The 22,971-nt window shown below is 58.9% G+C and carries 22 protein-coding genes; 18 read left to right on the forward strand and 4 right to left on the reverse strand.

Annotated elements, in window-relative coordinates:
• Positions 1-276: 276 nt before the first annotated feature.
• Both DHV10_RS17960 and DHV10_RS17965 read right to left on the reverse strand, forming a co-directional pair.
• Positions 277-1,944 carry a metallopeptidase TldD-related protein gene (locus DHV10_RS17960; RefSeq protein ID WP_109487786.1) on the reverse strand — a complete coding sequence of 556 codons (1,668 nt, stop codon included), beginning with the start codon at positions 1,942-1,944 and terminating at the stop codon, positions 277-279.
• Positions 1,941-3,773 (reverse strand): TldD/PmbA family protein, encoded by a 1,833-nt coding sequence (locus tag DHV10_RS17965; RefSeq protein WP_109487787.1) that lies wholly within the window; start codon positions 3,771-3,773, stop codon positions 1,941-1,943. Before DHV10_RS17965 ends, DHV10_RS17960 begins: the two co-directional genes overlap by 4 nt.
• 48 nt (positions 3,774-3,821) lie before the next feature.
• Between DHV10_RS17965 and DHV10_RS17970 the strand changes: the two genes are divergently transcribed.
• From DHV10_RS17970 to dnaB, 16 genes are all read left to right on the forward strand, one after another.
• On the forward strand, positions 3,822-5,210 hold the full coding sequence (locus tag DHV10_RS17970) for a M48 family metallopeptidase (protein WP_162601641.1): 1,389 nt from the start codon (positions 3,822-3,824) through the stop codon (positions 5,208-5,210).
• An 88-nt stretch (positions 5,211-5,298) separates the two neighbouring features.
• On the forward strand, positions 5,299-5,808 hold the full coding sequence (locus DHV10_RS17975; protein WP_109487789.1) for a CcdC family protein: 510 nt from the start codon (positions 5,299-5,301) through the stop codon (positions 5,806-5,808).
• A 31-nt stretch (positions 5,809-5,839) separates the two neighbouring features.
• Positions 5,840-6,133, forward strand: coding sequence for a muconolactone Delta-isomerase family protein (locus tag DHV10_RS17980; RefSeq protein WP_109487790.1), 294 nt, complete (start codon positions 5,840-5,842; stop codon positions 6,131-6,133).
• Between the two features lie 115 nt (positions 6,134-6,248).
• Positions 6,249-6,638 carry a glycine cleavage system protein GcvH gene (gene gcvH, locus DHV10_RS17985; protein WP_109487791.1) on the forward strand — a complete coding sequence of 130 codons (390 nt, stop codon included), beginning with the start codon at positions 6,249-6,251 and terminating at the stop codon, positions 6,636-6,638.
• A 121-nt stretch (positions 6,639-6,759) separates the two neighbouring features.
• Positions 6,760-8,109, forward strand: a complete 1,350-nt coding sequence (gene gcvPA, locus DHV10_RS17990; RefSeq protein WP_109487792.1) for an aminomethyl-transferring glycine dehydrogenase subunit GcvPA — start codon at positions 6,760-6,762, stop codon at positions 8,107-8,109.
• A gap of 2 nt (positions 8,110-8,111) precedes the next feature.
• Complete coding sequence (gene gcvPB / locus DHV10_RS17995; RefSeq protein ID WP_109487793.1) at positions 8,112-9,626, forward strand: aminomethyl-transferring glycine dehydrogenase subunit GcvPB; 1,515 nt, start codon at positions 8,112-8,114, stop codon at positions 9,624-9,626.
• A 372-nt stretch (positions 9,627-9,998) separates the two neighbouring features.
• Positions 9,999-11,372 carry a pilus assembly protein TadG-related protein gene (locus tag DHV10_RS18000; RefSeq protein WP_109487794.1) on the forward strand — a complete coding sequence of 458 codons (1,374 nt, stop codon included), beginning with the start codon at positions 9,999-10,001 and terminating at the stop codon, positions 11,370-11,372.
• An 8-nt stretch (positions 11,373-11,380) separates the two neighbouring features.
• Positions 11,381-11,929 carry a TadE family protein gene (locus tag DHV10_RS18005; protein ID WP_109487795.1) on the forward strand — a complete coding sequence of 183 codons (549 nt, stop codon included), beginning with the start codon at positions 11,381-11,383 and terminating at the stop codon, positions 11,927-11,929.
• The gene (locus DHV10_RS18010; RefSeq protein WP_109487796.1) at positions 11,926-12,369 is read left to right on the forward strand and encodes a TadE/TadG family type IV pilus assembly protein; all 444 of its coding nucleotides are present in this window, start codon (positions 11,926-11,928) and stop codon (positions 12,367-12,369) included. Before DHV10_RS18005 ends, DHV10_RS18010 begins: the two co-directional genes overlap by 4 nt.
• Before the next feature lie 432 nt (positions 12,370-12,801).
• Positions 12,802-14,061: a TadE/TadG family type IV pilus assembly protein gene (locus DHV10_RS18015; protein ID WP_109487797.1), complete on the forward strand. Its 1,260-nt coding sequence runs from the start codon at positions 12,802-12,804 to the stop codon at positions 14,059-14,061.
• 13 nt (positions 14,062-14,074) lie between these two features.
• Entirely contained in the window at positions 14,075-14,548 is a 474-nt protein-coding gene (locus DHV10_RS18020; RefSeq protein ID WP_109487798.1) for a TadE/TadG family type IV pilus assembly protein, read from the forward strand.
• Positions 14,545-14,967: a TadE family protein gene (locus tag DHV10_RS18025; RefSeq protein ID WP_109487799.1), complete on the forward strand. Its 423-nt coding sequence runs from the start codon at positions 14,545-14,547 to the stop codon at positions 14,965-14,967. The genes DHV10_RS18020 and DHV10_RS18025 overlap by 4 nt, the downstream gene beginning before the upstream one ends.
• A 383-nt stretch (positions 14,968-15,350) precedes the next feature.
• Positions 15,351-16,736 carry a pilus assembly protein TadG-related protein gene (locus DHV10_RS18030; protein ID WP_109487800.1) on the forward strand — a complete coding sequence of 462 codons (1,386 nt, stop codon included), beginning with the start codon at positions 15,351-15,353 and terminating at the stop codon, positions 16,734-16,736.
• Positions 16,737-16,745: 9 nt separating this feature from the next.
• Positions 16,746-17,249, forward strand: coding sequence for a TadE/TadG family type IV pilus assembly protein (locus tag DHV10_RS18035; protein ID WP_109487801.1), 504 nt, complete (start codon positions 16,746-16,748; stop codon positions 17,247-17,249).
• A gap of 8 nt (positions 17,250-17,257) precedes the next feature.
• The gene (locus DHV10_RS18040; protein WP_109487802.1) at positions 17,258-17,776 is read left to right on the forward strand and encodes a TadE/TadG family type IV pilus assembly protein; all 519 of its coding nucleotides are present in this window, start codon (positions 17,258-17,260) and stop codon (positions 17,774-17,776) included.
• 235 nt (positions 17,777-18,011) lie between these two features.
• Positions 18,012-19,400, forward strand: coding sequence for a replicative DNA helicase (gene dnaB / locus DHV10_RS18045; protein ID WP_109487803.1), 1,389 nt, complete (start codon positions 18,012-18,014; stop codon positions 19,398-19,400).
• Between the two features lie 17 nt (positions 19,401-19,417).
• Here the strand turns inward: dnaB and DHV10_RS18050 are convergent, their stop codons facing one another.
• Positions 19,418-19,948: a hypothetical protein gene (locus DHV10_RS18050; protein ID WP_162601643.1), complete on the reverse strand. Its 531-nt coding sequence runs from the start codon at positions 19,946-19,948 to the stop codon at positions 19,418-19,420.
• A gap of 876 nt (positions 19,949-20,824) precedes the next feature.
• Here DHV10_RS18050 and DHV10_RS18055 point away from each other — a divergent pair.
• Complete coding sequence (locus DHV10_RS18055; protein ID WP_109487805.1) at positions 20,825-21,307, forward strand: sigma factor-like helix-turn-helix DNA-binding protein; 483 nt, start codon at positions 20,825-20,827, stop codon at positions 21,305-21,307.
• A 64-nt stretch (positions 21,308-21,371) separates the two neighbouring features.
• Here DHV10_RS18055 and DHV10_RS18060 read toward each other — a convergent pair whose 3' ends face one another.
• Positions 21,372-21,698 carry an antibiotic biosynthesis monooxygenase gene (locus DHV10_RS18060; RefSeq protein ID WP_109487806.1) on the reverse strand — a complete coding sequence of 109 codons (327 nt, stop codon included), beginning with the start codon at positions 21,696-21,698 and terminating at the stop codon, positions 21,372-21,374.
• A 163-nt stretch (positions 21,699-21,861) separates the two neighbouring features.
• On the opposite strand from DHV10_RS18060, the gene DHV10_RS18065 reads away from it, so the two are divergent.
• Positions 21,862-22,944 (forward strand): alpha/beta hydrolase, encoded by a 1,083-nt coding sequence (locus tag DHV10_RS18065; protein WP_109487807.1) that lies wholly within the window; start codon positions 21,862-21,864, stop codon positions 22,942-22,944.
• The last annotated feature ends 27 nt before the right edge of the window (positions 22,945-22,971 follow it).

Consider the following 22,971-nt stretch of genomic DNA (forward strand, 5'->3'; position numbering starts at 1 on the left):
TCTGGATTTGTAATCTCGGGCCCGTTGTTGTGAAACGGATGTTTGTCTGGGATCGATCAACGAGCGGCGAACCCGCTTCAGGCTGGGGGAGGGAAGCACCTTCGAAGCCCTACATATGCTTTGATGCAAGAGGAGCCAGCTAGGTAGCCGGGGGCAGGAAGAAGCCAATTCTTTGTTGCCCGTTATGGGGCCATTAGCGCGAATTGGCGGCGGACCCGGGCAGGTAAGGGCCTGATCTGAATGAGCAAGGCCGCCTTGTCATTGGTTCCGTGCTGCTCACTCCGGCGCGGGGTAGTAGGGCAGCTTGTCGTTGGTTTCGTTGGCGCGCTTAACGGTAACGTCGTCGAAGAGGAGGGCGGGGGCGAGAACGGTTTCGGGGACTTCGGTGGCGTAGTTGGCGACCCAAAGGTTTTTGCCCGCGGCGACAACTCCAGAACGGAGGGCGCGCTGATCGAGATAGTCGAGAACGGCTCCGCGGACGAGGGTGCGCTTGCCGTCAAGGTCTATGCGATAGAGAAGGCGCGGGGTGCTTTCGGCGCCGAGGGTCTCGACGTAGTAGACAGAATTAAGGCCGCGGTCTTTTGCTATCTGGACCAGCTTTGCGTTTAGTTCGTCGTTGGAGAGGCCCTGCTCCGCGGTGATTTTGAGTACGCCGATGACGGGATGCGGGGGGCCGGTGAGGCCGGCGCGCGCGTGGCCGTTGGATTCGGGGAAGTCGCGCACGGGCGTGCGACCGATGAGGTAATTCTGCAGGTGGCCGTCGGAGACGAGCTGGACGGTCTTCGCGGGTACGGCTTCGTCGTCGACGGAGTAGGAGCCGACGAGGTCTTTGCCTTCCCATGTCTTGAGCGCGGGGTCGTCGACGACGGAGAGGAAGTCGGGCATGATGCGCGCTTTGTAGCTGGAAGCAAAAGGACCATTCGTGCGAGCCTCGGTGCCGAGCTTCGGCCGCGTCGCAATTACTCCGGAAGCGAGAAGATTGTGGAGCGTGTCGGCGCTGGCATCGGCGGAGAGAAGCACTGGGCCGTGATACTCCTCTTCGACCAATGGAGCTTTGCGGAGATCGCTGAGCGACGAGATGAGCGTGACGGCGTGTTCATGAAACTTTTCGGAGCTGTCGAGGTCGGTGAGAGAGACGCCGCTGGTTCCGTAGGAGCGGTCGAGGTGCATGCCGTCGTCGGCCTGTGTGCCGACTCCGAGGGATTCCGAGTAGCTGCTGGAGGACTTGCGCACGATTGCGCCCTCGCTCGAAGCGATCCAGGTGGTGGTGACGCGAGCGTGGAAGATGGCATTAGAGTACTGGATCTGCTGTTGCGTCGCGTTCACGGCGGGGTCGGTGCGGTAGATGCCACTGGCATTCGCGACGCGATCGGACCAGGCGTTTTCGTCGACGGAGAGCTTGAGGGGATCGGCGAGGGAGACTATGGGTTTGGTTTTGCTGAAGTCGTCGGCCTGCGGGGGAGTCTGCACCTGCTTGAGTTCGGCCTGCTTTTGTGCGTAGGCGGCGAGCGCGGCTTTATAAGCCTGGTCGGTGCCGGCCCAGAGAGCGGAGCGGAGCGCTACGGGGTCGTCATCGATGGCGGCGAGCTGAATGGCTCCGTCGCCGCGGGGTCCGGAGTTGTCGGTCTTGTAGTCGCCTACACGAACGCTGATGCGGGCGATGCGCGCGTGGCCCCGGTGCGAGCCTTCAGTTGAGCCGAATGCGGCGCGGGTTTCGAAGTCCTGTACGTCCTCGATCCGGTATTCGATGAAGTAGGGTTTCTCGAAGCCGGGGAGTTGGAGGTGCGTCATGCTGCGATCGAGTTCTTCGAGCATAGCTTTGAGGACGGGGTCCTTTTCAGCATCGGCGCGTGTGGCTTGAGCGGAGGCAGAGTTCGGAGCAATGGCAGCGAATGAGAGGAGTCCCGCCGCGAACAGTGCTGAGATGTGGCGAGCGAACTTCATTGGCCCTCCTTCGTTGCTGGGGTTGCTGCCGCGCCGGGGATGGGAAGGATCGGCGGGCGTTGCGTGCCCTGCTGCTGGCGCTGCGTTTCGATTTCGCTGACGAGCATGGCAGGAGCAACGGCGCTGACGGGCACGGTGCCCGACTCGGCGCCACATTCGCCGTTGAAGACTTCGCTCTTGTCGCTGGTGGCAAGGATGCGCTTCATAGCGGCGAGCGGAGTGCCAACGATGCTGACGCCGCGGACGAGTTCATCGGGACGGCCGTCGACGTAGACGCGCCAGACTACGAGCGGGATGACCTGGAAGGCCTGCGGAGCGCTGCGCGTGGTGACTGCGAATCCGGAGGAGATGTCTTCGAAGTAGAGACCGTAGGGTTTGCCTTGTTTTCTCGCTTCTTCGATCAATCTCCTCCGGAGTTCCACCTCTTGGACTGAATTTGTGGAAGTCACAATGAGGTTGCCCTGGCGGCCAGTGGGCATGCGGCCGGTCTGGGCGCGGCCGTGGCCGTTGGAATCGGCGAAGCTTGCGATGGGAAGGCGCGACATGAGGAAGGTTTTGAGCACGCCGTTCTGGATGAGATCGACGCGGCGGGCCTTCTGGCCTTCGTCGTCGAAGGCGTAGGTGCCGCTGAGCCAGGTGTTGTTGAAGGTGCTTATGGTCGGGTCGTCCGAGACGGAGAGAAACGGCGGAAGAACTTCCTTGTTCAACTCCTTGGTGAAGGTCTGGCCTTCTTCGTCGCCCCGCTGGCGCTGGCCTTCGAGACGGTGGCCGAGAACTTCGTGGAAGAACACTGCGGAGGCGCGTCCAGAGAGGATTGCAGGCCCGTTGAATGGTTCGGTAACGGGAGCTTTGCGCAGGGCTTCGAGGCTTTTGCCCAACTCGCGAACGCCGGCTTCCATTTGCGATTGCGAGGGGAGACCATCGGCAGTTTCGGCTTCGAAGGTCCTGGCCCGGAACAGGTCCATTCCGTCTTCAGCGCGCGTGACGGCGAAGACGACCACACGTGCCTGCTGATGGGGTGCGACGATGCGCGAGCCTTCAGAGGATGCGTAGTAGTCGGTCTGGTTCTGGACCGTGAGCATGGCGATGTTCTGGTAAACACTGGGGAACTCGCGGAAGACCAGACTCAATGACTTGATGCGCTGTTCCCAGGCGGCGCGATCGAGTGCGATGGAAGGCGCAGGTGCGGAGACGGAGACTTGCGGAGGCTCTTTGCTGAAGTCGGGGGATGAGTCTTCTTCCTTTGCGCGGACCTGTGCCTCGGTTTTTACGCGGAGGTAGTTGTCGAGAGCAGTGGCGTAGCCGGCGTTTGTGGCCTGCCAGAGGGTGCGCGAGAGAGCGGCGCGATCGTCTCCGAGGGGCATCTGCAGGCTGTTGACGGCCGAGGCGCGGTGATTGCCGTGGGTGTTGTCGAGCTTGGGATCGCCGATGCGGACCTGGACATCCGCGACGCGGACGTGGCTGGTGTTGCTGTCGGCCAGCGCGCCGTACTGCGCGCGAATGCTGACGGAGCTGTTGTCGCTTATGGAGTAGCTGAGGAAATACGGCGGTAGAACTCTGTCCGCGTCCTTCTGGTTCTGCCCGGGCTTGCTGAGGGAGGTGAAGGCGCGTTGCAATTCGCCGGTCATGGTGTCGAGCAGGACGGGCGAGCCGGAAACGGCGTCTTTCGCCGCTGCATGAACTTTGCCTGCCCGTTGTGCCGGAGACGAAAGGCCGGTGCATAGCAGCGAAGCGGCGAACGCAGCGAGCGTCGCAAGGAATCCGCGACCGAGTACGGAACTACGACGAGGGCTCCTGGATGGGGAGCAAAACTTCTCAGCGATGAACATCGGTAAACTTGATTGTCTCAAATTCCTGATTCTCCCGAGGGAAAACTGGTGTTGCTCCTTCGCCGCATCTTGGCCGCAGGTACTCTCGCCGCATTACTCGCCTTAGCCGGAGCGCCCGGCTTGGCATCGCAGGCTGGGGCGCAAGAGACGCCGGCGAAGATGGCAAAGCCGAGCCAGACGAATCCCGCCCCGGCAGCCGGTGCAAAGCAGACATCCGAAGTCAACAAGGGTCCGCGCTCTGACCAGGCATACTCGCTGCCGCCCGACAAACTTGTCCAGGCGAAGGCGCTGAACCGGATTCGGGTGTGGGTGGCAATTGCAGGTTCGGTGTGGGATCTCGTGGTGCTCTGGGTTTTGCTGGTGACGGGTTCTGCTACGCGGTTAGACGTGTGGACGAGGGAAACGCTCAGGTCGCGATGGGTGCAGGGGGTGGGCTTCTTCGGGCTGGTGCTGGTGATTCTGGCAGTGGCGGATCTGCCGCTGGGCATCGTCGCGCACACGGCAAGCCTCAAGTATCACGTGAGCGTTCAACCGTGGGGTGCGTGGTTTGTGGACTACGCGAAAGAGTTGGGGGTGTCGCTGGCGATCGGGGTGCCGGTGGCGTTGTTGCTGAACTGGGTGGTGCGGCGATCGCCTCGGGGCTACTGGATGTGGACCTGGTTGATCTCGCTGCCGCTGATCCTGGTGTCGGTGTTTTTGGCGCCTCTGGTGCTCGATCCAATCTTCAACAAGTTCTCGCCGCTCGAGGCCTCGCATCCGGCGCTCGCCGCGAAGCTCGAAGAAGTGGTGGCGCGGACCGGGACGCGCATTCCCCCGGAGCGCATGTTCCTAATGAAGGCGAGCGAGAAGAGCAACGGAATCAACGCCTACGTGACCGGGATTGGATCCAGCAAGCGGTTTGTGATGTGGGATACGACGATGGACCGGATGCCGGACGACGAGATTATGTTCATCTTCGGCCACGAGAGCGGCCACTATGTGCTGAACCACATTCCCAAGGGGCTGGCTTTCATGATGGTGGGGCTGCTGTTCCTGTTCTGGGCCTGCGCGCATATTGCGGAATGGATGGTGCGCCGATTCGGGGAGAGTTGGAGGGTGAGTGCTGTGGGGAGCCGGACGGGATTTGTGGTGCTGTTCTTTGCGTTTTCGATTGGCAATTTTGTAGCGACCCCGATTGCCAACAAGGTGAGCCGGAATTTTGAGCACGAGGCCGATGTTTACGGGCAGGAGGCTATTCATGGCCTAGTGGCCGACCCGCGAAAGACGGCGGTTTCGGCGTTCAACCATATGGGGGAGGCTTGGCTGGAGGACCCTGCGCCAAACGCATTTGTGGAGTTCTGGATGGACAGCCACCCCTCCGTTCAGCAGCGGGCCGATTTCGCGGAGCATTATGATCCGTGGGCGAACGGACGAGTCGGAGAGTTTTTCACGAAATAGGAAAGCAGCTGTGTCAGGTGGACAGAGGCGAAAGGCGATAAGGCCTTCGTCGCGCGAGAACTGCGAATCCCCTAGAATAGAGGCAGGCATGGTCGCGGCTTCCCTCATTCCACCCATCTTCGCCAAGGCTGCGGGCTCTGTGCTCGTCGCCGGAGCGGGGGCCGTTGCCGTCGTTATCTGGCGGCTGCGGGAGACGCGCAGCGCCGTCTCGCTGCGAAAGATCATTATTCCGCCGCTGGGCATGGCGACGGGGTTTTCCATGTTCCTTGACTCCGCCTTCCGCGTCCCGTGGACGTGGGCATTGAGCGCGTTTCTGACCGGAGCGCTGATTCTTGCCTGGCCACTGCTGTTGACTACCCGCCTCGAGCGCCAGGGCGAGACCGTCCGCATGAAGCGGTCGAGCGCTTTTCTGGCGGTAATTCTGGTACTGGCCGCGATCCGATTTTTTGCGCGCGGCTATTTCGATCACATCCTGACGGCGCAACAGACGGCGGGAATCTTCTTTATTCTTGCCTTCGGCATGATCCTGATCTGGCGGGCGAAGATGCTGGTGGATTACCGGCGGCTTACGTCGGGTCTAGAGGCCAGCGCGGCTTGAACTTCCTCGCGAGCACCTGGAGCACTTACGTATGCAATTCCTGACCCTTTCGCGCCGGCGCACCGATGCGTTTCCGGCAGAGGCCTTCACTCCCGAGCTCATCGCGCAGGAAGCGAATCGCGTAAAGGAGATGTATGCTGCCGGCCAGCTGCGCCAGATCTGGAAGCGTGGCGACATGCCGGGCGCTGTGATCGTCTGGGAAGCCGCGAGTGAGGCGGATGTCCGCTGTGCTGTGGCAACTCTACCTCTCGCCAAGGCTGGAATGCTGGAGCTCAGCGCGATTCTGCCGCTTGAACCCTACGCAGGCTTTGGCCCATCAAAATAAGACCGGCCGCCAGACCGCATCACAAAGCGCCGCCTTTTCCTCATCGAACGGCGAGCCTCAGCAGGTCGTACACTGTAGCTTCGTTGTTTTCCGCTCGAAAGGAGCTTTTCTCTTTATGGCTTATCCCGCGAACTACCGCTACACCAAAGAACATGAGTGGATCTCGCTGGACGGAAAGATCGGGACCATCGGCATCACGGATTACGCGCAGAACTCGCTGGGCGACATCGTCTATGTGGACGTGCCCAAGGTCGGCGACTCCGTGACCGCGAATAACTCGTTTGGCTCGGTGGAAAGCGTGAAGGCAGTCAGCGATCTGTTCTCGCCGGTGAGCGGAACCGTCAGCGCGGTGAACGAGGAACTGAAGACTTCGCCGGACAAGATCAACGAGGCTCCGCACGAGACCTGGATCATTAAGGTGGAACTGGCGGACACGGCTGACTTTGAGAAGCTGCTGGATGCGGCGGCGTACGAGAAATTTGTGTCGGAAGAAACAGGCGCGTAGCGACAGTGCTCATGGCTATTAGCTTTTAGCTCTTAGCTGACATGCAAGTAAATCCAACTTTGTATCGAGCTTTTGCTAAAAGCTGACGGCTTATAGCTAAAAGCCAGGAGCTGAAAGCTCAATGCGTTATCTACCCAAATCTCCCGCTGAGCGCGAGCAGATGTTGAAGGCTATTGGCGCGCAGGCAATTGACGATCTGTTCGCCATCATTCCTGCCGAGTACAGGCTCACGCGCGATCTGGACGTTCCGCGCCAGCAGGGCGAGAGCGAAATCGTCTCCTACTTCAAAGCCGCAGGCCAGAAGAACGCGACCGACTACGCCAGCTTCCTTGGCGCGGGCTGCTATCGACACTATCGGCCGGTGGTGATCGATTCGCTTGTGCAGCGGGGCGAGTTCCTGACGAGCTATACGCCGTATCAGGCGGAGATCACGCAGGGGACGCTGCAGGCGATCTTTGAATTCCAGACCATGATCGCCGAGCTGACCGGCATGGACGTGGCCAACGCCAGCATGTACGACGGATCGACGGGCGCGGCGGAAGCGATGCTGATGGCCATGCGCGTGACGGGACGGCAGAAGGCTGTGGTGGCGTCGACAGTGCACCCGGAATATCGCGAGGTGCTGGCGACGTACCTACGGTATCGCGATCTGCCGACCGCTGAGATTGGATATGTTGCTGACACGGGCCGCGTGGATCTTGAGGCGCTTGCCGCTGCGGTGACGGAGGAGACGGCAGCTGTGCTGGTGCAGAGCCCGAACTTCTTCGGCGTGATCGAAGACATTCCGGCCATCGCGGAGATCGCGCATAAGAAGGGCGCGCTGCTCATCGTATCGATCGCCGAAGCGATTTCGCTGGGCATCGTGCGGCCTCCCGTAGAGGCGGACATCGTGAGCATGGAGGCGCAGTCGTTTGGAGTTGCGCTGAGCTACGGCGGGCCGTTCTGCGGAGTGATCGCGGCGAAGGAGCAGTACCTGCGGCAGATGCCGGGGCGGCTTGCGGGGCAGACGGTGGATGGAGACGGGAATCGCGGATTTGTGCTGACGCTTTCGACACGCGAGCAGCACATCAGGCGCGAGAAAGCGACGTCGAACATCTGCACGAATCAGGCTCTGGTTGCGTTGATGGCGACGATCTTCCTTACCGTCTACGGAAAGGAAGGCGTGCGGGAGCTGGCGGAGCACAACCTCGCAAAGGCGGCATACACGGCGAAGGCGCTGAGCGCACAGCCTGGGGCTAAGCTGCTCTTCAAAGACTCGCCGCGATTTCATGAGTTCGTACTGCAGACGCAGGAGCCCGCGGAGCAATGGACGCAGCGGTTGCTCGACGAGAAGATCGTCGGCGGGCTGGGCCTGGGCCGCTGGTATCCAGAGCTGAAAAATGCGACGCTCTGGTGTGCCACAGAAGTGATTGCAAGAGAAACAATCGACCACGCTGCGAAGGTTTTGGCGGCAGCGCCGGTGGAGGCGTAGAGATGGCGGCGACAGTGGAGCAGATTGAGCGTAAGACGTTGGGGAAGGTTCGGCCGCATCAGACGCAGAACGAAGGATTGGTGTTCGAGAAGTCGGCGGCTGGGAAGCGCGGCTACAAGCTGCCTCCGCTCGACGTGCCTGAGGTCGACGCGAAGGCCGCGCTAGGGCCGGCGTATCGCGTGGAGAAGGCGGGACTGCCGGAACTGAGCGAGATTGAGATCATTCGGCACTTTACGCGGCTTTCGACGTGGAACTACGCGATAGATCTGGGCATGTATCCGCTTGGCTCGTGCACGATGAAGTACAACCCGCGCGTCAATGAGTACGTGGCACGTATCGAGGGGCTGGCCGACGCGCATCCTTACAGGCCGGAGTCGCTGGCGCAAGGGGTCCTTGAAGTGATCGATCTGCTGCAGCGCTGCCTTATCGAAATCACCGGTATGGACACGATTACGCTACAGCCGGCGGCGGGCGCGCATGGCGAGTTCACGGGCATTCTGCTGGTGCGCGCATGGCATGAGTCGCGGGGAAACGCGCGGCGCAAGATCATCATTCCTGACTCGGCACATGGTACGAATCCCGCGACCGCGGCAATTTGCGGGTACCAGGTTGAGAACCTCAAGTCGAATGCGCAGGGCGGCATCGATCTGGAAGCGCTGGAGCGGCAGGTGGATGAAGACACTGCGGCGCTGATGCTGACGAATCCTTCGACACTGGGTGTTTTCGAGAACGAGATCCACAAGATCGCGGACATTCTGCATGCAAAGGGCGCGCTGCTCTACATGGACGGGGCGAACATGAACGCGCTGGTGGGCAAGGTGCGACCAGGCGACTTCGGCGTGGACGTAATGCACCTCAATTTGCACAAGACCTTTTCGACTCCGCATGGCGGCGGGGGGCCGGGATCGGGCCCGGTGGCGTGCAAGAAGTTTTTGGAGCCGTTCCTGCCCACCCCTGTATTGGTGAAGAAGGACGGCGAACTCCATTGGGAGTACAACCGGCCGCAAACGGTAGGCCGCGTGCGCGCCTTCTACGGAAATACCGGCATGTTCATTCGCGCGCTGGCCTACATTCTTGCGAACGGGCCCGACGGATTGCGGCAGACGACCGAAGACGCGGTGCTGAACGCGAATTACATTCGCAAGAACCTCGAAGATCTGTACGAGCTACCGTACAAGACACCGTCGATGCATGAGGTGGTCTTCAGCGACAAGCGGCAGGCTGCCAAGGGCGTGAAGACCGGCGACATCGCCAAGCGCCTCATCGACTATGGCTTCCATCCGTACACGGTCAGCTTCCCGCTCATCGTGCACGGCGCGCTGATGATCGAGCCGACGGAGAGCGAGTCTCTGGAGGAACTCGATTTGTTCATCGAGGCGATGCGGTCGATCGCAAAAGAGGTGGAGGAATCGCCCGATCTGGTGAAGTCGGCTCCTCACTCGACCCGTGTTTCGCGGCTAGATGAGGTCCAGGCGGCGCGCAAGCCCGTTCTGCGCTGGCGGCACGAGAACAAATAGTTGTCACCGACGGGTGAGAGCTAAGTTGAACCTTCTCTGCGGATAGCGCCTCGGAGTGCTATCTTGTGCGCCGGAGTTGCCGCGGAAGGTAACTCCGGAGATGTGACTTTCTTTCCTCGTCGAGTTACTCGGAGAGCCTTGTAAACACGGGCTATCCTGCACATTTTCATTGCTTTTCAGACTCGCGCAATCGGATAATCAGGCTCTCAGGTGGATGTATTTAAGCGCGGCGATTGAGGCCGTTTCTGGCGGTGAACGTTGCGCGAGGCCCAGCGTGTAGTGTTTCGCTGATCGGTGTGATTCTCGGGGCAAGTTCAGAAAAGATTCGATGAGAAGCCTGTCAAGCGACGAACGCGACAGGGAGGTCTACAGATGATGAAGCTGTTTCGGGAAGAAGAAGGACAGACTCTGGTTTTCATTGCGCTGTGCACGACTGCTCTACTCGGCTTCCTGGCCCTCGCAGTTGATGTGGGAATGCTCTTTCGAGCCCGGCGCAATCTGCAAATCGCAGCGGACGGCGCAGCGACGGCCGCAGCGCTGGACTACTACTACAACTCGATGAACACTGGTGCTGTCGCAGCGGCAAACGGTGTCGGTGCAGCAGCAGCTACGCTCAACGGAGTGACAGCTGGGAACGGCACGACAGTCGATGTCCATTGTCCGGTCGTGAACGGTGCTTATAAGTCCAGCACGTGCAACGGGTACTTCGAGGCTGTGCTTTCGCAGCCGAACCCGACGTTCGTCATGGGCATGATCACGGGAATCGGGTCGACGAACGTGGCTGCGCGAGCTGTGGCCGGGACTCCGTATGTGTCCAGCTACTGCATTTACGTCCTGAACCCGAATGGAAACCTGAAAGCTGGCGGTGGAAACGGGCCTGGCACAGGTGGCACTTCTTCCATGTGGCTGCAGGGTTCCTTCACGGTGAAAGCCAACAAGTGTGGCATTGTCGATAACGGCACAGCAAGTAATGCGCTCGATCTCAATGGCAATGGCGGCACACTCTCGGCCGGGTCGATTGCCGTCGTAGGTGGGTGCAGCGGATGCAACCCGCCAGCTTATACGTCAGGGGTCGCCCCAGTTACTAACCCACTGAAGAAACTCTGCGTGCCGTACACCGGCAACCCGAATGACAGCAGCTGTCCGATGCCCACATGTTCATCGGGCGGTCCTGCTGCGGGTACAGCGAGTAACCCGACGGTAGTAGGCAATGGAGGGTCGGTCTGCTATACCGGCGACTCGAATGGGAATTTGACTCTGAGCAACGTAAAACTGAATGGCACGTTCATCTTCAACGGCAAAGGGACGCTGACATTCGGCGGGAACGTCACGAGCGATGCAACCAACGGGTCGACCATAGATCTCGCGTATCCGCAAACCGATTACTCAAAAGTCGTGATGACTGAGAATTCGGGTACGGTCTTCAACCTGAGTGCGCCGACAGCGAGTACATCGCCCTACCAAGGCGTAGTTTTGATGGCGCCGACGAACAATTATGGCGCGGCAGAATTCGATTTCGGACACTCGAACGGAGACCTGACCGGCACGGTGAATGGGATTTTCTATCTTCCGAGCGGCACCTTGTTCCTGCATGACAGCGGCGGCGATCACAGCGGCGGATTGACCCTAAATACTGACCTGATCGTTGGCCAAATCGACGATGTCACGGCTTCTCTGACGATCAACAGCTACAGCACGAGCAATCCCACGGCCACACCGTTACTAGCAGTGGCGCTGGTCGAATAGAGGACACTATGAAGCGTCTGATATGGGATGAGAGCGGTGGGCCGCTCGTTGAACTGGCATTGGCGATGCCCCTCCTAACGGCGATCCTGCTCGGGGCGATTGGTCTCGGCCAACTCGCCATGGGCGCGATCAACGTTTCGAATGCGGCGAAGGCTGCGGTGCAGTATGCGGCGCAGGACAGCGGCACGGCTGTCGATACAGCAACGATGCTTTCGGTCGCGAAGGCCGACATCGGAAACACCATCGGCCAGACCGGGACTTTGGACATGCCAAAGCCCCTCGGCCTGCCGTCGGTTGCTTCCTGCGTGTCTACAGGCACTAGCCCGAAGTCGTACTCGTGCTCGTACTGTCAATGCTCTTCTCCCAATGCCTCGGTAGCTCCTTTTGCCTGCAGTACAGCAGACCCGAATACTGCCTGCGGGGTGAATTCCACGTCGCAACTCGAGCAGGTGATTGTGGTCAGTACGCATATCAACATGAGACCCGTCGCTGCCATCCCCGGTTTGCCGGTGAGCTTTGACATGTATGGCAACGCGACAGAGAAGAGGCTGCAATGAAAAGGTCAGAGGAAGGCGCAACGCTGGTTGAGTTTGCAATCTCCGCCTCGATCTTGTTCATGGTTCTGTTCGGGATGATCGAGTTTTCGATGGGGCTGTACGCATATAACTTCCTGGCGTATGCGACCAAGGACGCGGCTCGCTACGCCATGGTGCGCGGGTCGAACTGTACCGTTCTGAACAACTGCGGGGCGAAGAATACGGAAGTGCAGGCCTTCATCAACAACGAGGGCTATCCAGGGATCTCGAATTCTATTACCACCACCACGAATTTCACATGCGAGGCGATTCCCGACCCGAGTTTGCAGAATGCTAATTGCAATGCGCCGGGAGATCTGGTGACGGTCACGGCGACGTATCCGTTTACCTTGAACGTTCCATTCATGAAGCCGATAACGATGCAGTTCAGTAGTTCTTCGGCGATGATCATTTCGAACTAACCAAGATCTTGGTGTCGTCGGGAGGCGGGTTAACCTGCCTTTTTAGCCGGGACGTTCGCTGAAGCATCACTCGTCGCACACGTTCATTGCCGGTAGCCTGTAGGGTCCGCCAGGACCTTCAGAGGCGCGTGCCCAGGCGCAGTAACGTGCCGGGCGTAACGGCTATCCTGGTGAATCTATTTACAGAACGTAACCTCGTGTAACTGCATGAGTAATTAGCTCATTAGTGGCATTGCCCTCTCTGTGGCGCGGGAGCATTCTCGTCTTTGTAGGGGAAGTTCTCGTCGAGACTGGGCCGCATCTCCACTGGACCTAGGTAACCCCGACGAAAACTGGACAGCTGCGGAACTCCCGATCGGCGAGGAATTGCGGATTGGAATCCACAGTGCGCGAGTCGCAAGCAGAGATTCAGGGGTGCACTGGAGGTGGTCGATGAAATGGTTCCGTGAAGAGAGCGGACAGACGCTGATTCTCACCGCGCTGTGCATGACCTGCTTTATGGGGTTTATGGCGCTGGCCATCGACGTTGGTCTGCTTTTTAATGCTCGGCGTAAGCTGCAAACTGCCGCGGATGCTGCCGCCACCGCTGCCGCGCTGCGCTACCTGAGCCTGTACGACGCGAACAATGCGAATCAGTCGACGGAGATCACCACTGCAAACCAGGCCGGGCAGGACGCAGGCCAACTCAATGCACCCGAAGCTACCTTCGCTGTCTCCGTGAACACAAATGCAGGATCGCCGTCGGCGCATCGGGGATGCGTGGCCACGAACTGCTATTTTGAGGCGATCGCCACCGAGACGAATCCAACCACGTTCTACGGCACGTTCTTCAGCCTCTGGCAGGGACAGTCTGCATCGCCCTTTACGGTGAAGGCCAGGGCTGTTGCGGGGACCCCGAACGCAAGTGACTTCTGCATCTATCTGACGAACGAGACTGGGTCGGCCTACGACGCGAACGGGAAGTACCGGATCAACGCCTCTACGTGCGGCATTTACGTGAACTCGAAGAGTTCCTCCGCGATGACGGGCAAGGGCAATTCGGGCCTGGTCGACGTGACCAAGGTCGCCGCCGTCGGCTCGACGAGCGGGTACACAGTCAATTTCGCCACGAACACACAGGTAGTGGGCGGTGTGACGCCGTCTACGATCCCGTTTAGCTGGATTACCAAACCAACTCCGACCGGGTGCAAGGCTCCTTCGGGAGGCGTTCTTACGGGAAATGTCTCTCCAGGGTGCTACAGCGGCAACGTCGCTATTCAGGACGTGGTGATGCAGCCGGGGCTTTACGTCTTTACAGGGAACGTCTCGATCAAGAACAGCAACGTGACCGGGAACGGCGTGACGCTGGATATCGACAGCGGCAGCTTCACCATGGATCCGGGCAACGGCACACTGAGTCTGACGGCTCCTGGCAGCGGAGACGGGACGAACGGGACCGGCATCGGCGGAGTTGTGATCTATCAACCACCCAGCAACAGCCACGGCCTGAGCCTGCAGGCTGGCCGTTCGACGATGACGCTGACCGGCTTTATCTATGCTCCGAAATCACAGGTTTCCGTTCAGGACAATGGCGGCAGCACGACGGTGGGCGGCCTCGTTGTCGACAGCATTTCGAGCGGTCCCTCCCCCATCAACGTGGCCGGCTACACGCCGTCCACCTCCGCACTGAAGGTCGTGACCCTTGTTGAGTAATCAGGTGCTGCCTATGTTGAGGAAATTCGCGCGTGAGGAGGGCGGAGCGCTGGTAGAGACTGCGCTCTCGATGACGCTTCTGATCGTGCTGCTGCTCGGCGCTGTGGAGTTCGGCCGGCTGGCCTATGCGGCGATTCAGGTGAACAGCGCGGCGAAAGCGGCCGCTCAGTACGGCGCGCAAAGCCGGGCCACTGCCGCCGACATCTCCGGAATGACGAGCGCGGCGCAGAGCGAATACTTTGGCGGTTCGACGCTACAACTGATTTCGCCTACTTCTACGACGGGCACGTCCTGCACCTGTGCTGACACGGGGTCGGCCGCTGTGTGCTCGAACAACAGCGTTACCTCTCCGGCCTGCCCAGGATCGGTGATGGAAGTGACGATCACCGTTCAGACGCAGACCAGCTTCAGTCCGCTCTTCAACGTACCAGGGATGCCGGGTCCGTTTACGATCACGGGGACTGCGAAACAGAAGGTGCTGCAATGAAGCCAATTCGCAATGAAGAAGGGTCGGCGCTGGTCGAGTTTGCGCTCAGCTCGGTGGTCCTGTTCATGACGCTGTTCGGGCTGATGGCGGTATGCACGGCACTGTACTCGTATCTGTTTGTTGCGGAGGCTGCGCGCGAAGCCAGCCGGTACGCGATCGTGCGGGGCAATAAGTGCACAGGGTTCTCCGACTGCAAAATCACCCAAGCGCAGTTGAATACCTATGTGCAGGGGCTGAGCTACCCCGGCATCAACAAGGGGAATTTGTCAGCAACGGCCAGCTTCACGCCGGACAATTCCCCGGGGAGCGTGGTTTCCGTGACTGTGACCTACAACATGGCGCTGAACATCCCATTCTGGCCGAAGACGGGAAGGGCCATGCAGCTGAGCAGCACCTCACAGATGGCGATTTCGCAGTGATCCAGGCCCTCCCCCGGGCTTCGATTTGCGGCCTTGAAGAAGCGTGACGCTTGTCTAGTACCATCCGGCGGGCAGGGGGCGTGCGGATGGTTTGCGGAGCCGGCAAGTCGAGCAGAAAGAGTGAGGGACTGCTTGGATGCGGTCACCGTAGGTGACGTTACGTTACCGCAGGCTTTACATTACCCTCGTTAAGGCGGCACTTAGGTAATCAAAAGGTACTCAAAACATCTTGTTCCTTCCTCTACTTACTTCCTAGAATTCACACACGTTCCGCTTTTGGGCTCCCCTTGGGAAACGCGCGATTCGCGCTGCACTTAGGCGCAGATTTCGCGTGGGTGCGGAAGGTCTTGAGTTCAATTTCGTCGTTTGTGTGAAGGAAGCGCATGAGAATTCTTCGCGAGGAAAAAGGACAAGTGCTTGTGATGACAGCCTTCTGCATGGCCTGCCTGCTGGGTTGTCTAGGCCTTGCGGTGGATGTGGGTGTGCTCTTCAATGCCCGTAGGCAAATGCAGGCTGCGGCGGACGCGGCCGCCATGGCGGCGGCTACAGAGGCGTATTACAACGGGACCTCTTCGGCCAACATCAAGCCGCGAGCCTACGCCGCAGCAGCGGCAAACGGGGTGGACAACAGCGTAACTGGAAATGTTGTCATGGTCACCGTCAGCCCTACCCTTCAGCCCGGTAGCGTGGTCTGTACGTCGTGCGTGGAAGTGCAGCTCTCGAAATCGAGCCCAACCATCTTCATGGCGACCATGAGCCAATGGATGTTCAAGAGCAATCAATGGAACGGGATCAACGTCTCTGCGATGGCCGTGGCAGGGTGGCCAGGTACGAGCAACAACTGTATTTACCTGACAGGAGCCGCGCTCTCTAGTGAATTGACTATGCATGGCGGCTCGTCAATCAACGCGCCGGGCTGCGGCGTCTACGTGAACTCCAACAAAAGTGACGCTGTGGACTATAACGGCAACGCAACCCTGACTACTCCGAGTCTCGCGATCGTTGGCAACGACAACTCGGGGCTTCCCGGGCCAACCGTGACATCGTATAACGCCCCGGTTCAATCGCCACCCATACCACTGAATATTCCCGCGATGCCGTCATCAGGGTGCACAAGCACGATCACGGCTACTGAAATCACAGTTTCAACCACCGGCAGCGGGAAGGTCACTCAAAGCGCTGCGAGCGGTTCGTCGTCGAACAATGTTGTCTGTTTCTCGAATGCCGTCACGATTGATAGTGGAGTGACGTTGTCTGGTGTTGCTGGGAATGGAGTGCTCTATGTCTTCCAGAACGGCGTCACTTTAAGCGGATCTGTGAGCTTCGGAACTGGTACAGCAAGCCCGTCTGGATGCATCTACACCTGCACGTCCTTCAGCGGCGAGCAAAGCGCCACCCTCGTTCTTGCCGGGGGGAAGCTGAACCAGGGCAACTCCGATTTGAGCGTCTTTGCCCCGACATCCGGTACGTACAATTCGATTGGACTGATGGTACCCACCACGAACACGACATGGAGCGGAAGCTGCCCGGCCTCGCCGGTGACACCCTGCATGCTGATTCAGCGTGGTTCATCGAATTCGACCTTCGATGGAATCGTGTATGCGCCGAATGCATACATCGAATTGCAAGATGCGGGCGGCGGAGCTGAGGCGACTGGCGTGGTCTCGCAGGGACTTTATACGAAAGGAAGCGCCGTTCTCAATATCCCGAGTTACACAACCGCCCATCCCACCACTTCGCCGTTCGATTTGATCACTCTTGTGCAGTAGGAGAATGAAATGATTGGCAGACTATTCAGGAATGGCAGGCAGTCGCGATTGAATACCGATGAGGACGGCTCGGCCTTGGTTGAACTCGGGCTATCACTACCGATGCTGTGCCTGATGCTTCTGGGCGCGGCTGAGTTTGCTCGCATTGCGTATGCAGCGATCGAGGTGACCAATGCGGCACACTCTGCAGCGGTCTATGCAGGCTCCAGCGCAGCCTCGGCCGCCGACACTACCGGAATCACTAATGCTGCTAACAGCGATTCGCCGAACCTGACCGGAAGCAACGCAATTTCGGTTGTCACCCCACTCACCTACACTTGCACGTGTTCCAACACGAATTACACGCCGACCAGCTGCTCTGACAACAGCACCTGTCTCAGTCACAACGCTGCAATGATTACGACGGTGACGGTCAAGACCCAAACAACGTTCTCTCCCATGGTCACCGTTCCCGGTTTCAGCCCGACGGTTACGCTGCAAGGTAAATCATCCGAGATTGTGTCGAATAACTGAGGAATTCTATGGTGTTGAAAGTAAGAAGCAAATTCCGGAGTTGGCGTGAGCGCAGCGAGGAGGGCAGTTCACTGGTGGAGATGGCCTTATCTTGCCTTATCCTGATTCCTGTGTTGTTCGGAATCATTCAGATGACGTTCGCGCTCTACTGCTACCACTACGCTGCCGACGCGGCGAGAGAAGCCACTCGCTTCGCGATTGTCAGGGGTGCAAACTGTGCGAAGTTTTTGAAGAACAGCGCCTATTGCTCTCCGACCGACGGAGATGCGTACGGTGCGACGGGCAATGACATCGCACAGTACGTAAAAACCCTCGGATACCCTTACTCGGCGACCGCCACCACGAGCGTGAAGTGGTGCACGAAGAGCGGTTCGACCTGGATCAATTGCTCCACGTCGCGAAGCAACAGTATTGGCAATCAGGTTCAGGTTACAGTCACGTATTCCTACCCGTTCATTGTCCCGTTCATGAAGACCGATAACCCTCTGAACATGGGAAGCGTAGCGAGTATGACGATCGTTCAATAAGCTCAGCAAGACGGCTGGCGGGAGACTGAGTGTTCGGTGCCCGCGCCGTCGTTCTAACGCTGCAGGTTGGCCCCTTCTCGTTGAGTTGGGGCCTTCTCGTTTCTTGCGATGATGAGCCACCCCGCCGACCGGCGAATCGGGGCGTGTTTCTCACAACAACGCCTTGCAATCCACATGGGCGAATGCCCCACCTTTGGCCCTAAACTCAGGTAAGGCCATCCGGCCGACTTGAGCTATGGCCACCCTGCCTGATCTGACATCCCTTGATGCCGGTTTGCCGGCGAATATCGACGCGGAGAAGACGATTCTCGGCGCGATTCTGCTGGACAACGCTTTCCACTCGGAGGCTGCCGAGAGGCTGGAGGCTGACGACTTCTCGCTCGATTCGCACAAGCGCATCTTCCAGCGCATGAGCGACTTGATGAACGAGCAGCGGGCGGTGGACATCGTTACGCTGTCGCACGAACTCTCGCGGTACAAGGAAGTCGAGTCCGTCGGCGGGGTCGCCTATCTGGCGTCGCTGACGGAGGGACTGCCGCTTCGCCCTGTCATTGAAGATTACGTCCGCATTGTGAAGGATAAGAGCCTTCTGCGGAGGCTGATGCTGATCTGCTCGGCGGCGATCGCCCGCGCGGCTGACCAGAGCGAGACGGCACTCGAGGTGATCGGCGCAGCAGAGACTGCGCTTCTGGAGGTCAGTGAGAAGGGCGTTTCGGGCGGCCTGGTGGCGCTGGACCGGATTGTCGCCGACTCCTTCGGGTCGATTGACAATCTTTACAACAATAGCCGCGCAGTCACTGGCCTTGAGACGGATTTCACCAAGCTGGACGAGAACACAAGCGGGCTGCAGAAGGGTGAGCTGATCATCATCGCGGCGCGTCCTTCGATGGGCAAGACTGCATTCGCGATCAACATCGCGCAGAACGCAGCGGTGAATCACAACGCCATCGTTGCTGTGTTCAGCCTAGAAATGAGCAAAGAGTCGCTTTTGCGACGCATGCTCGCGTCGCAGGCATGGGTTGATCAGCGCGCTTTGCAGACAGGATTCATTCGCCGCGAAGATCACGACAAGCTGGTGCGCGGACTTGAACAGCTGGTTGAATCCCGCCTATTCATTGACGACACTGCCGGTATTTCGCTGGCTGAGATGCGGGCCAAGGCCAGGCGTATGCGCCAGACGCTGGGCGGGCTCGATCTTGTTGTCGTCGACTACCTGCAGTTGATGAGCGCCACGCTGCCCACGGCGGGCGGCAAGCGATATGAGAACCGTACGCAGGAAGTGTCGGCCATTTCTCGCGGGCTGAAGGCACTGGCGAAGGAACTGGATGTGCCGGTAGTGGCGTTGTCGCAGCTCTCTCGTGCAAGCGAGCGACGCGGAGATGATAAGCGCCCGATGCTGAGCGACCTGCGCGAGTCGGGATCTATTGAGCAGGATGCCGACGTGGTGATGTTTATCCATCGCGAGGCCTACTACAATCGGGATGAAGAGATGAGCGAGTCTGACCGGGCGAAGTCCGAGATCATCATCGCGAAGCAGCGCAATGGTCCGACGGGCACGGTCCATCTGAACTTCATTTCGCGGTACACGCGCTTTGAAAACGCCGATATGACGGCGGAGATGTAATTCAATTCATCCGGCAATCATTGGAAGACATTCAGGATCATCACGATGCGCCCGACGATGTACCTGCCGGGATCGGTGTTTGGCTCGAGATAGATCACCCTCGGTCGCAGCCCGGCTGTGGGCGGATGAATTACCAGGTTCGTTCCGATGGCATCACCGTATCCAAGTACCAGTTCTCTGCCCATGACGGCACCGAACAGGCTCTGTTGCTCTGAGTGGCTTGGACGAATTGTGCCGTAGTGTCGGTCGATGACAAGCACTGCTCCCTCATTGGCAAGTCTGTCCATGGTGCTCGCCTCCTCCCGATTGAGGCGTACGGCAACAAATCTTCTCCAGGACTCTCTGCTCCGAACCCCGCGGCGTTGGAACTGGTCGAGAATCTCAAGCGAAAGTGGCAGCCACTTCTCGATCGCACTCGCGCCGAACGAGGCTTCCAGCAGCGCTGATCTGTGCGAGACGAGTGGGATGAACTGCGTGATCTCGGTGCGAGACGAAGGCTTGGAACCCTGATCGACCAGAAACTTCAAGTCAAGTTTCTGGGCGCGCATGATCCGGTCCATCGCTGGGACAGAAACAGTAGCTTTTGCTTGCAGAAATTTGTAAACGTGAGACTTCCCCAAAGAGCTGTCTTTTGCAAGCATTTCAACGCTCAGGGCGCCGCGTTTCATTCTGCTTTTCAATACCGTTCGTAGCGTTTCCGCCAGATCTAGAACCGTCTTCATTTGTCCCACTTCCAGTGGCAGGCGACAGCAGAATCAATGGCTGTCGCTTGTGAGGCGACTAATTTGAGGTGTTTTCCTTTCATTTCTCGTGCTCGCTTGTTTGAGATTGGGGATTGACTGCAGAATTGCTGCCCGATGCGATTGACGCAGAAGGTGCGCCATCCTAGAGTGGACTCACTTAGAACTCGGGCAGTTTGAGACATTCTCCGAGATGCAAAGCGGTTGGGCAATGAGACTGGGGTGTTAGAAAAGACCTGCGGTCGAGCCGTTTTCGGGGTGGTCGAGGCGCACCATCATTGATCTGTGCTGCCGGCTGTCTGAGCTGTTTCCAGATTTCGCGAGCTTATCGTGTCAAACGCATTCCTTCGAGCAGCGTCAGCAATTGCACAGCAGGGCAGCAGAACGCTGCGTGCAGAGGCCGCGCTCCTTTCAACCTGCCAGGCAGTCGAGGAGCAACTGGGGTGGCGGGAGAAAGCTTATAAATCGAAACGTTATGCAAGAAATAACTCTGGGTTTAAAGATCTGCGAAGGCTGCGGCTGTTTGTGGTGCCGCCCCTCGCAACATACTTCTGCTTATTGCCTTGACTGTCGGGACAAATTCGAAAAGTTCCCAGATCCGCTGACCCGCAAGAGACGGGGTCGTCCGCGCACGAAGAATCTACCTAGGGTGTGGGCCGTCGCTGCCGCCGAGGGAGGCGCACTGTGAGCGCAGCCCTGCAGTTGCCACAGATCTGGGCTTCGGAGAAGCTTCAGCAAGAGCCAAGTTCCACTCTTGATCAAACCGCATCGGTCCGACATGACAGCGGTGGTGATACCAGTCTGGCTTTCTACCGCAAGCACACCGAAAAGACGCTTCAGAGATACCTCTACGCTTCGATGCTGGTAGGGCGAGCTCCCGCAATGCTGGGCGAGCCAATTTCACGAGGGTGGGCATCGAGTCGTCCGGTACGGACTTTTGAAGATGCGGTGATCTTCGTGCTGGATGTGGAGCGCTGCATCAGCCGACTGGATAAGCTGGATCGCGACCTGCTCAGCCGAATTGCACTGCAGGAGTACACCTATGCAGAGGCTGCTGAACTCCTCGCGTGCAGTGTGAGAGCTGTGTTCTACAGATACCCGTTGGCGCTGGATCGCCTTACTGCGTTGTTGCTGAAAGCGGGGCTGCTGTTCCTTCCGAAGCATTGAACGGTTCGACGGGGCAATGGGAAGCGTTGCGAGCGCCTCCCATTGCTATCAGAAACAGAGTGCGTCAGCAGGTCAGTCCTACCAAGCCGTGCATGGATTCGATTTCGTAATGAGAGGCGTGGCTGTCGTGTCGCAACAAGTACTTGAGCCGTTCTTCCGGAATGATCGATGCCGTGTAGTTTGCGCCGGTGACAGCCTTGAGTGCTTCAATCGATTCCCATATCAGGATGGTGATGAATTCGACCTCTCCATCCAGATTCCGCCGCATTAGATAGCTGCCGCGGTATCCAGGAGCCTTGCTTATGCCCGGCAGTAACTCAGGTTTGAGCATGGACGCGTATGCATCAGCGTCTTCGGGCCTCGTGGAGCCGCGCCAGATTCGAGCGATCATTCAGACCTCCTCCAGATTCAGCTAATTCGTCAACTCATGACTATGGCACAGAATGCGGTTGCTTCGCCGAAGGGTAGTGTGGAGGCCGTCACTGCCGCACCTTCTTCTGCTATGGTGAACAGTTCAAGTGAATCGCTCGCCGGGAGTTACGTAGAGGTACCTCATGATTGCTCGACATGTTCGCCGAATCACGTGCTTCGCAATCGCCCTCGCGCCCATTCTGGCGGCGCAGCAACCAACGCCGAAACCTACGACAGCTGCGGAAGCTCCAAACCGCGACACCAGCTACATTGACGCGAACGGCACGGCTCATGTCACGCGCGTGGTTCCAGTGCCGCAGACGATCAGCCCGGAGGCGCAGAAGTCGCTTGGCCGCCGGGAGCCGGACCAGGGGCCACCGCAGCCGCTCGAGCAACGCCGTAAGATGACGGACGCCTATACCGCAAGCGCTCGCATAGAGTGGACGAAGATTTGTCCCAACACGATCGTGGAACAGAAGATGGCCGGAGTGCCGGTGCGCATCGTTACGCCGGAGGGGATGCCCGGCAGCAACGACGATAAAGTACTTCTCAATCTGCACGGCGGCGGGTTCAATTCAGACTCGGGCTCGTACACGGAATCAATTCCGATCGCCGGCTACACTAAGATCAAAGTGGTCGCTGTTCTTTATCGGCTCTCGCCGGAGGTAAAGTTTCCGGCCGCGGTGGATGACTCGATCGCGGTGTACAAAGAGCTGCTGAAGACGTATCAGCCGAAGCACATCGTCATCTATGGAACGTCAGCGGGCGCGATTCTTACTGCGGAGGTTGCGGCGAAGATCAAGCAGCTTGGGTTGCCGATGCCGGCCGCGCTTGGAATTTTTAGCGGCATGGGCGACTTCGCGCGGAATGGCGACTCCATCGCGATGTACGCGCTGCGTGGGCTCGCAGGCCATCTTGATCCGCCGGAGCCGGGTGCGCACGATCCCTATTACGTGGCCAGCACTGACCCGAAGGATCCGGTGCTCTCGCCGATCTATGGCGATCTGCACGGCCTGCCGCCAACGCTTTTTGTGACCAGCGGCCGCGACCTGCTTCTCAGCGGGACGGTGAATCTGCATCGTGCGTATCTGCTGGCGGGAGTGGACGCGCGGCTTGTGGTGTATGACGCGCTGACGCATGCGTTCTGGTATGACCCGAAGCTGCCGGAAGCCATCGAAGCGAACCACGTGATGGCTGACTTCTTCGTTCAACAACTCGCTAGATAGCAGTCCGCGTGGTCGACGGCTGGCTGC

Origin of the sequence: Occallatibacter savannae (assembly GCF_003131205.1) — a bacterium.
Lineage (GTDB): Bacteria > Acidobacteriota > Terriglobia > Terriglobales > Acidobacteriaceae > Telmatobacter > Telmatobacter savannae.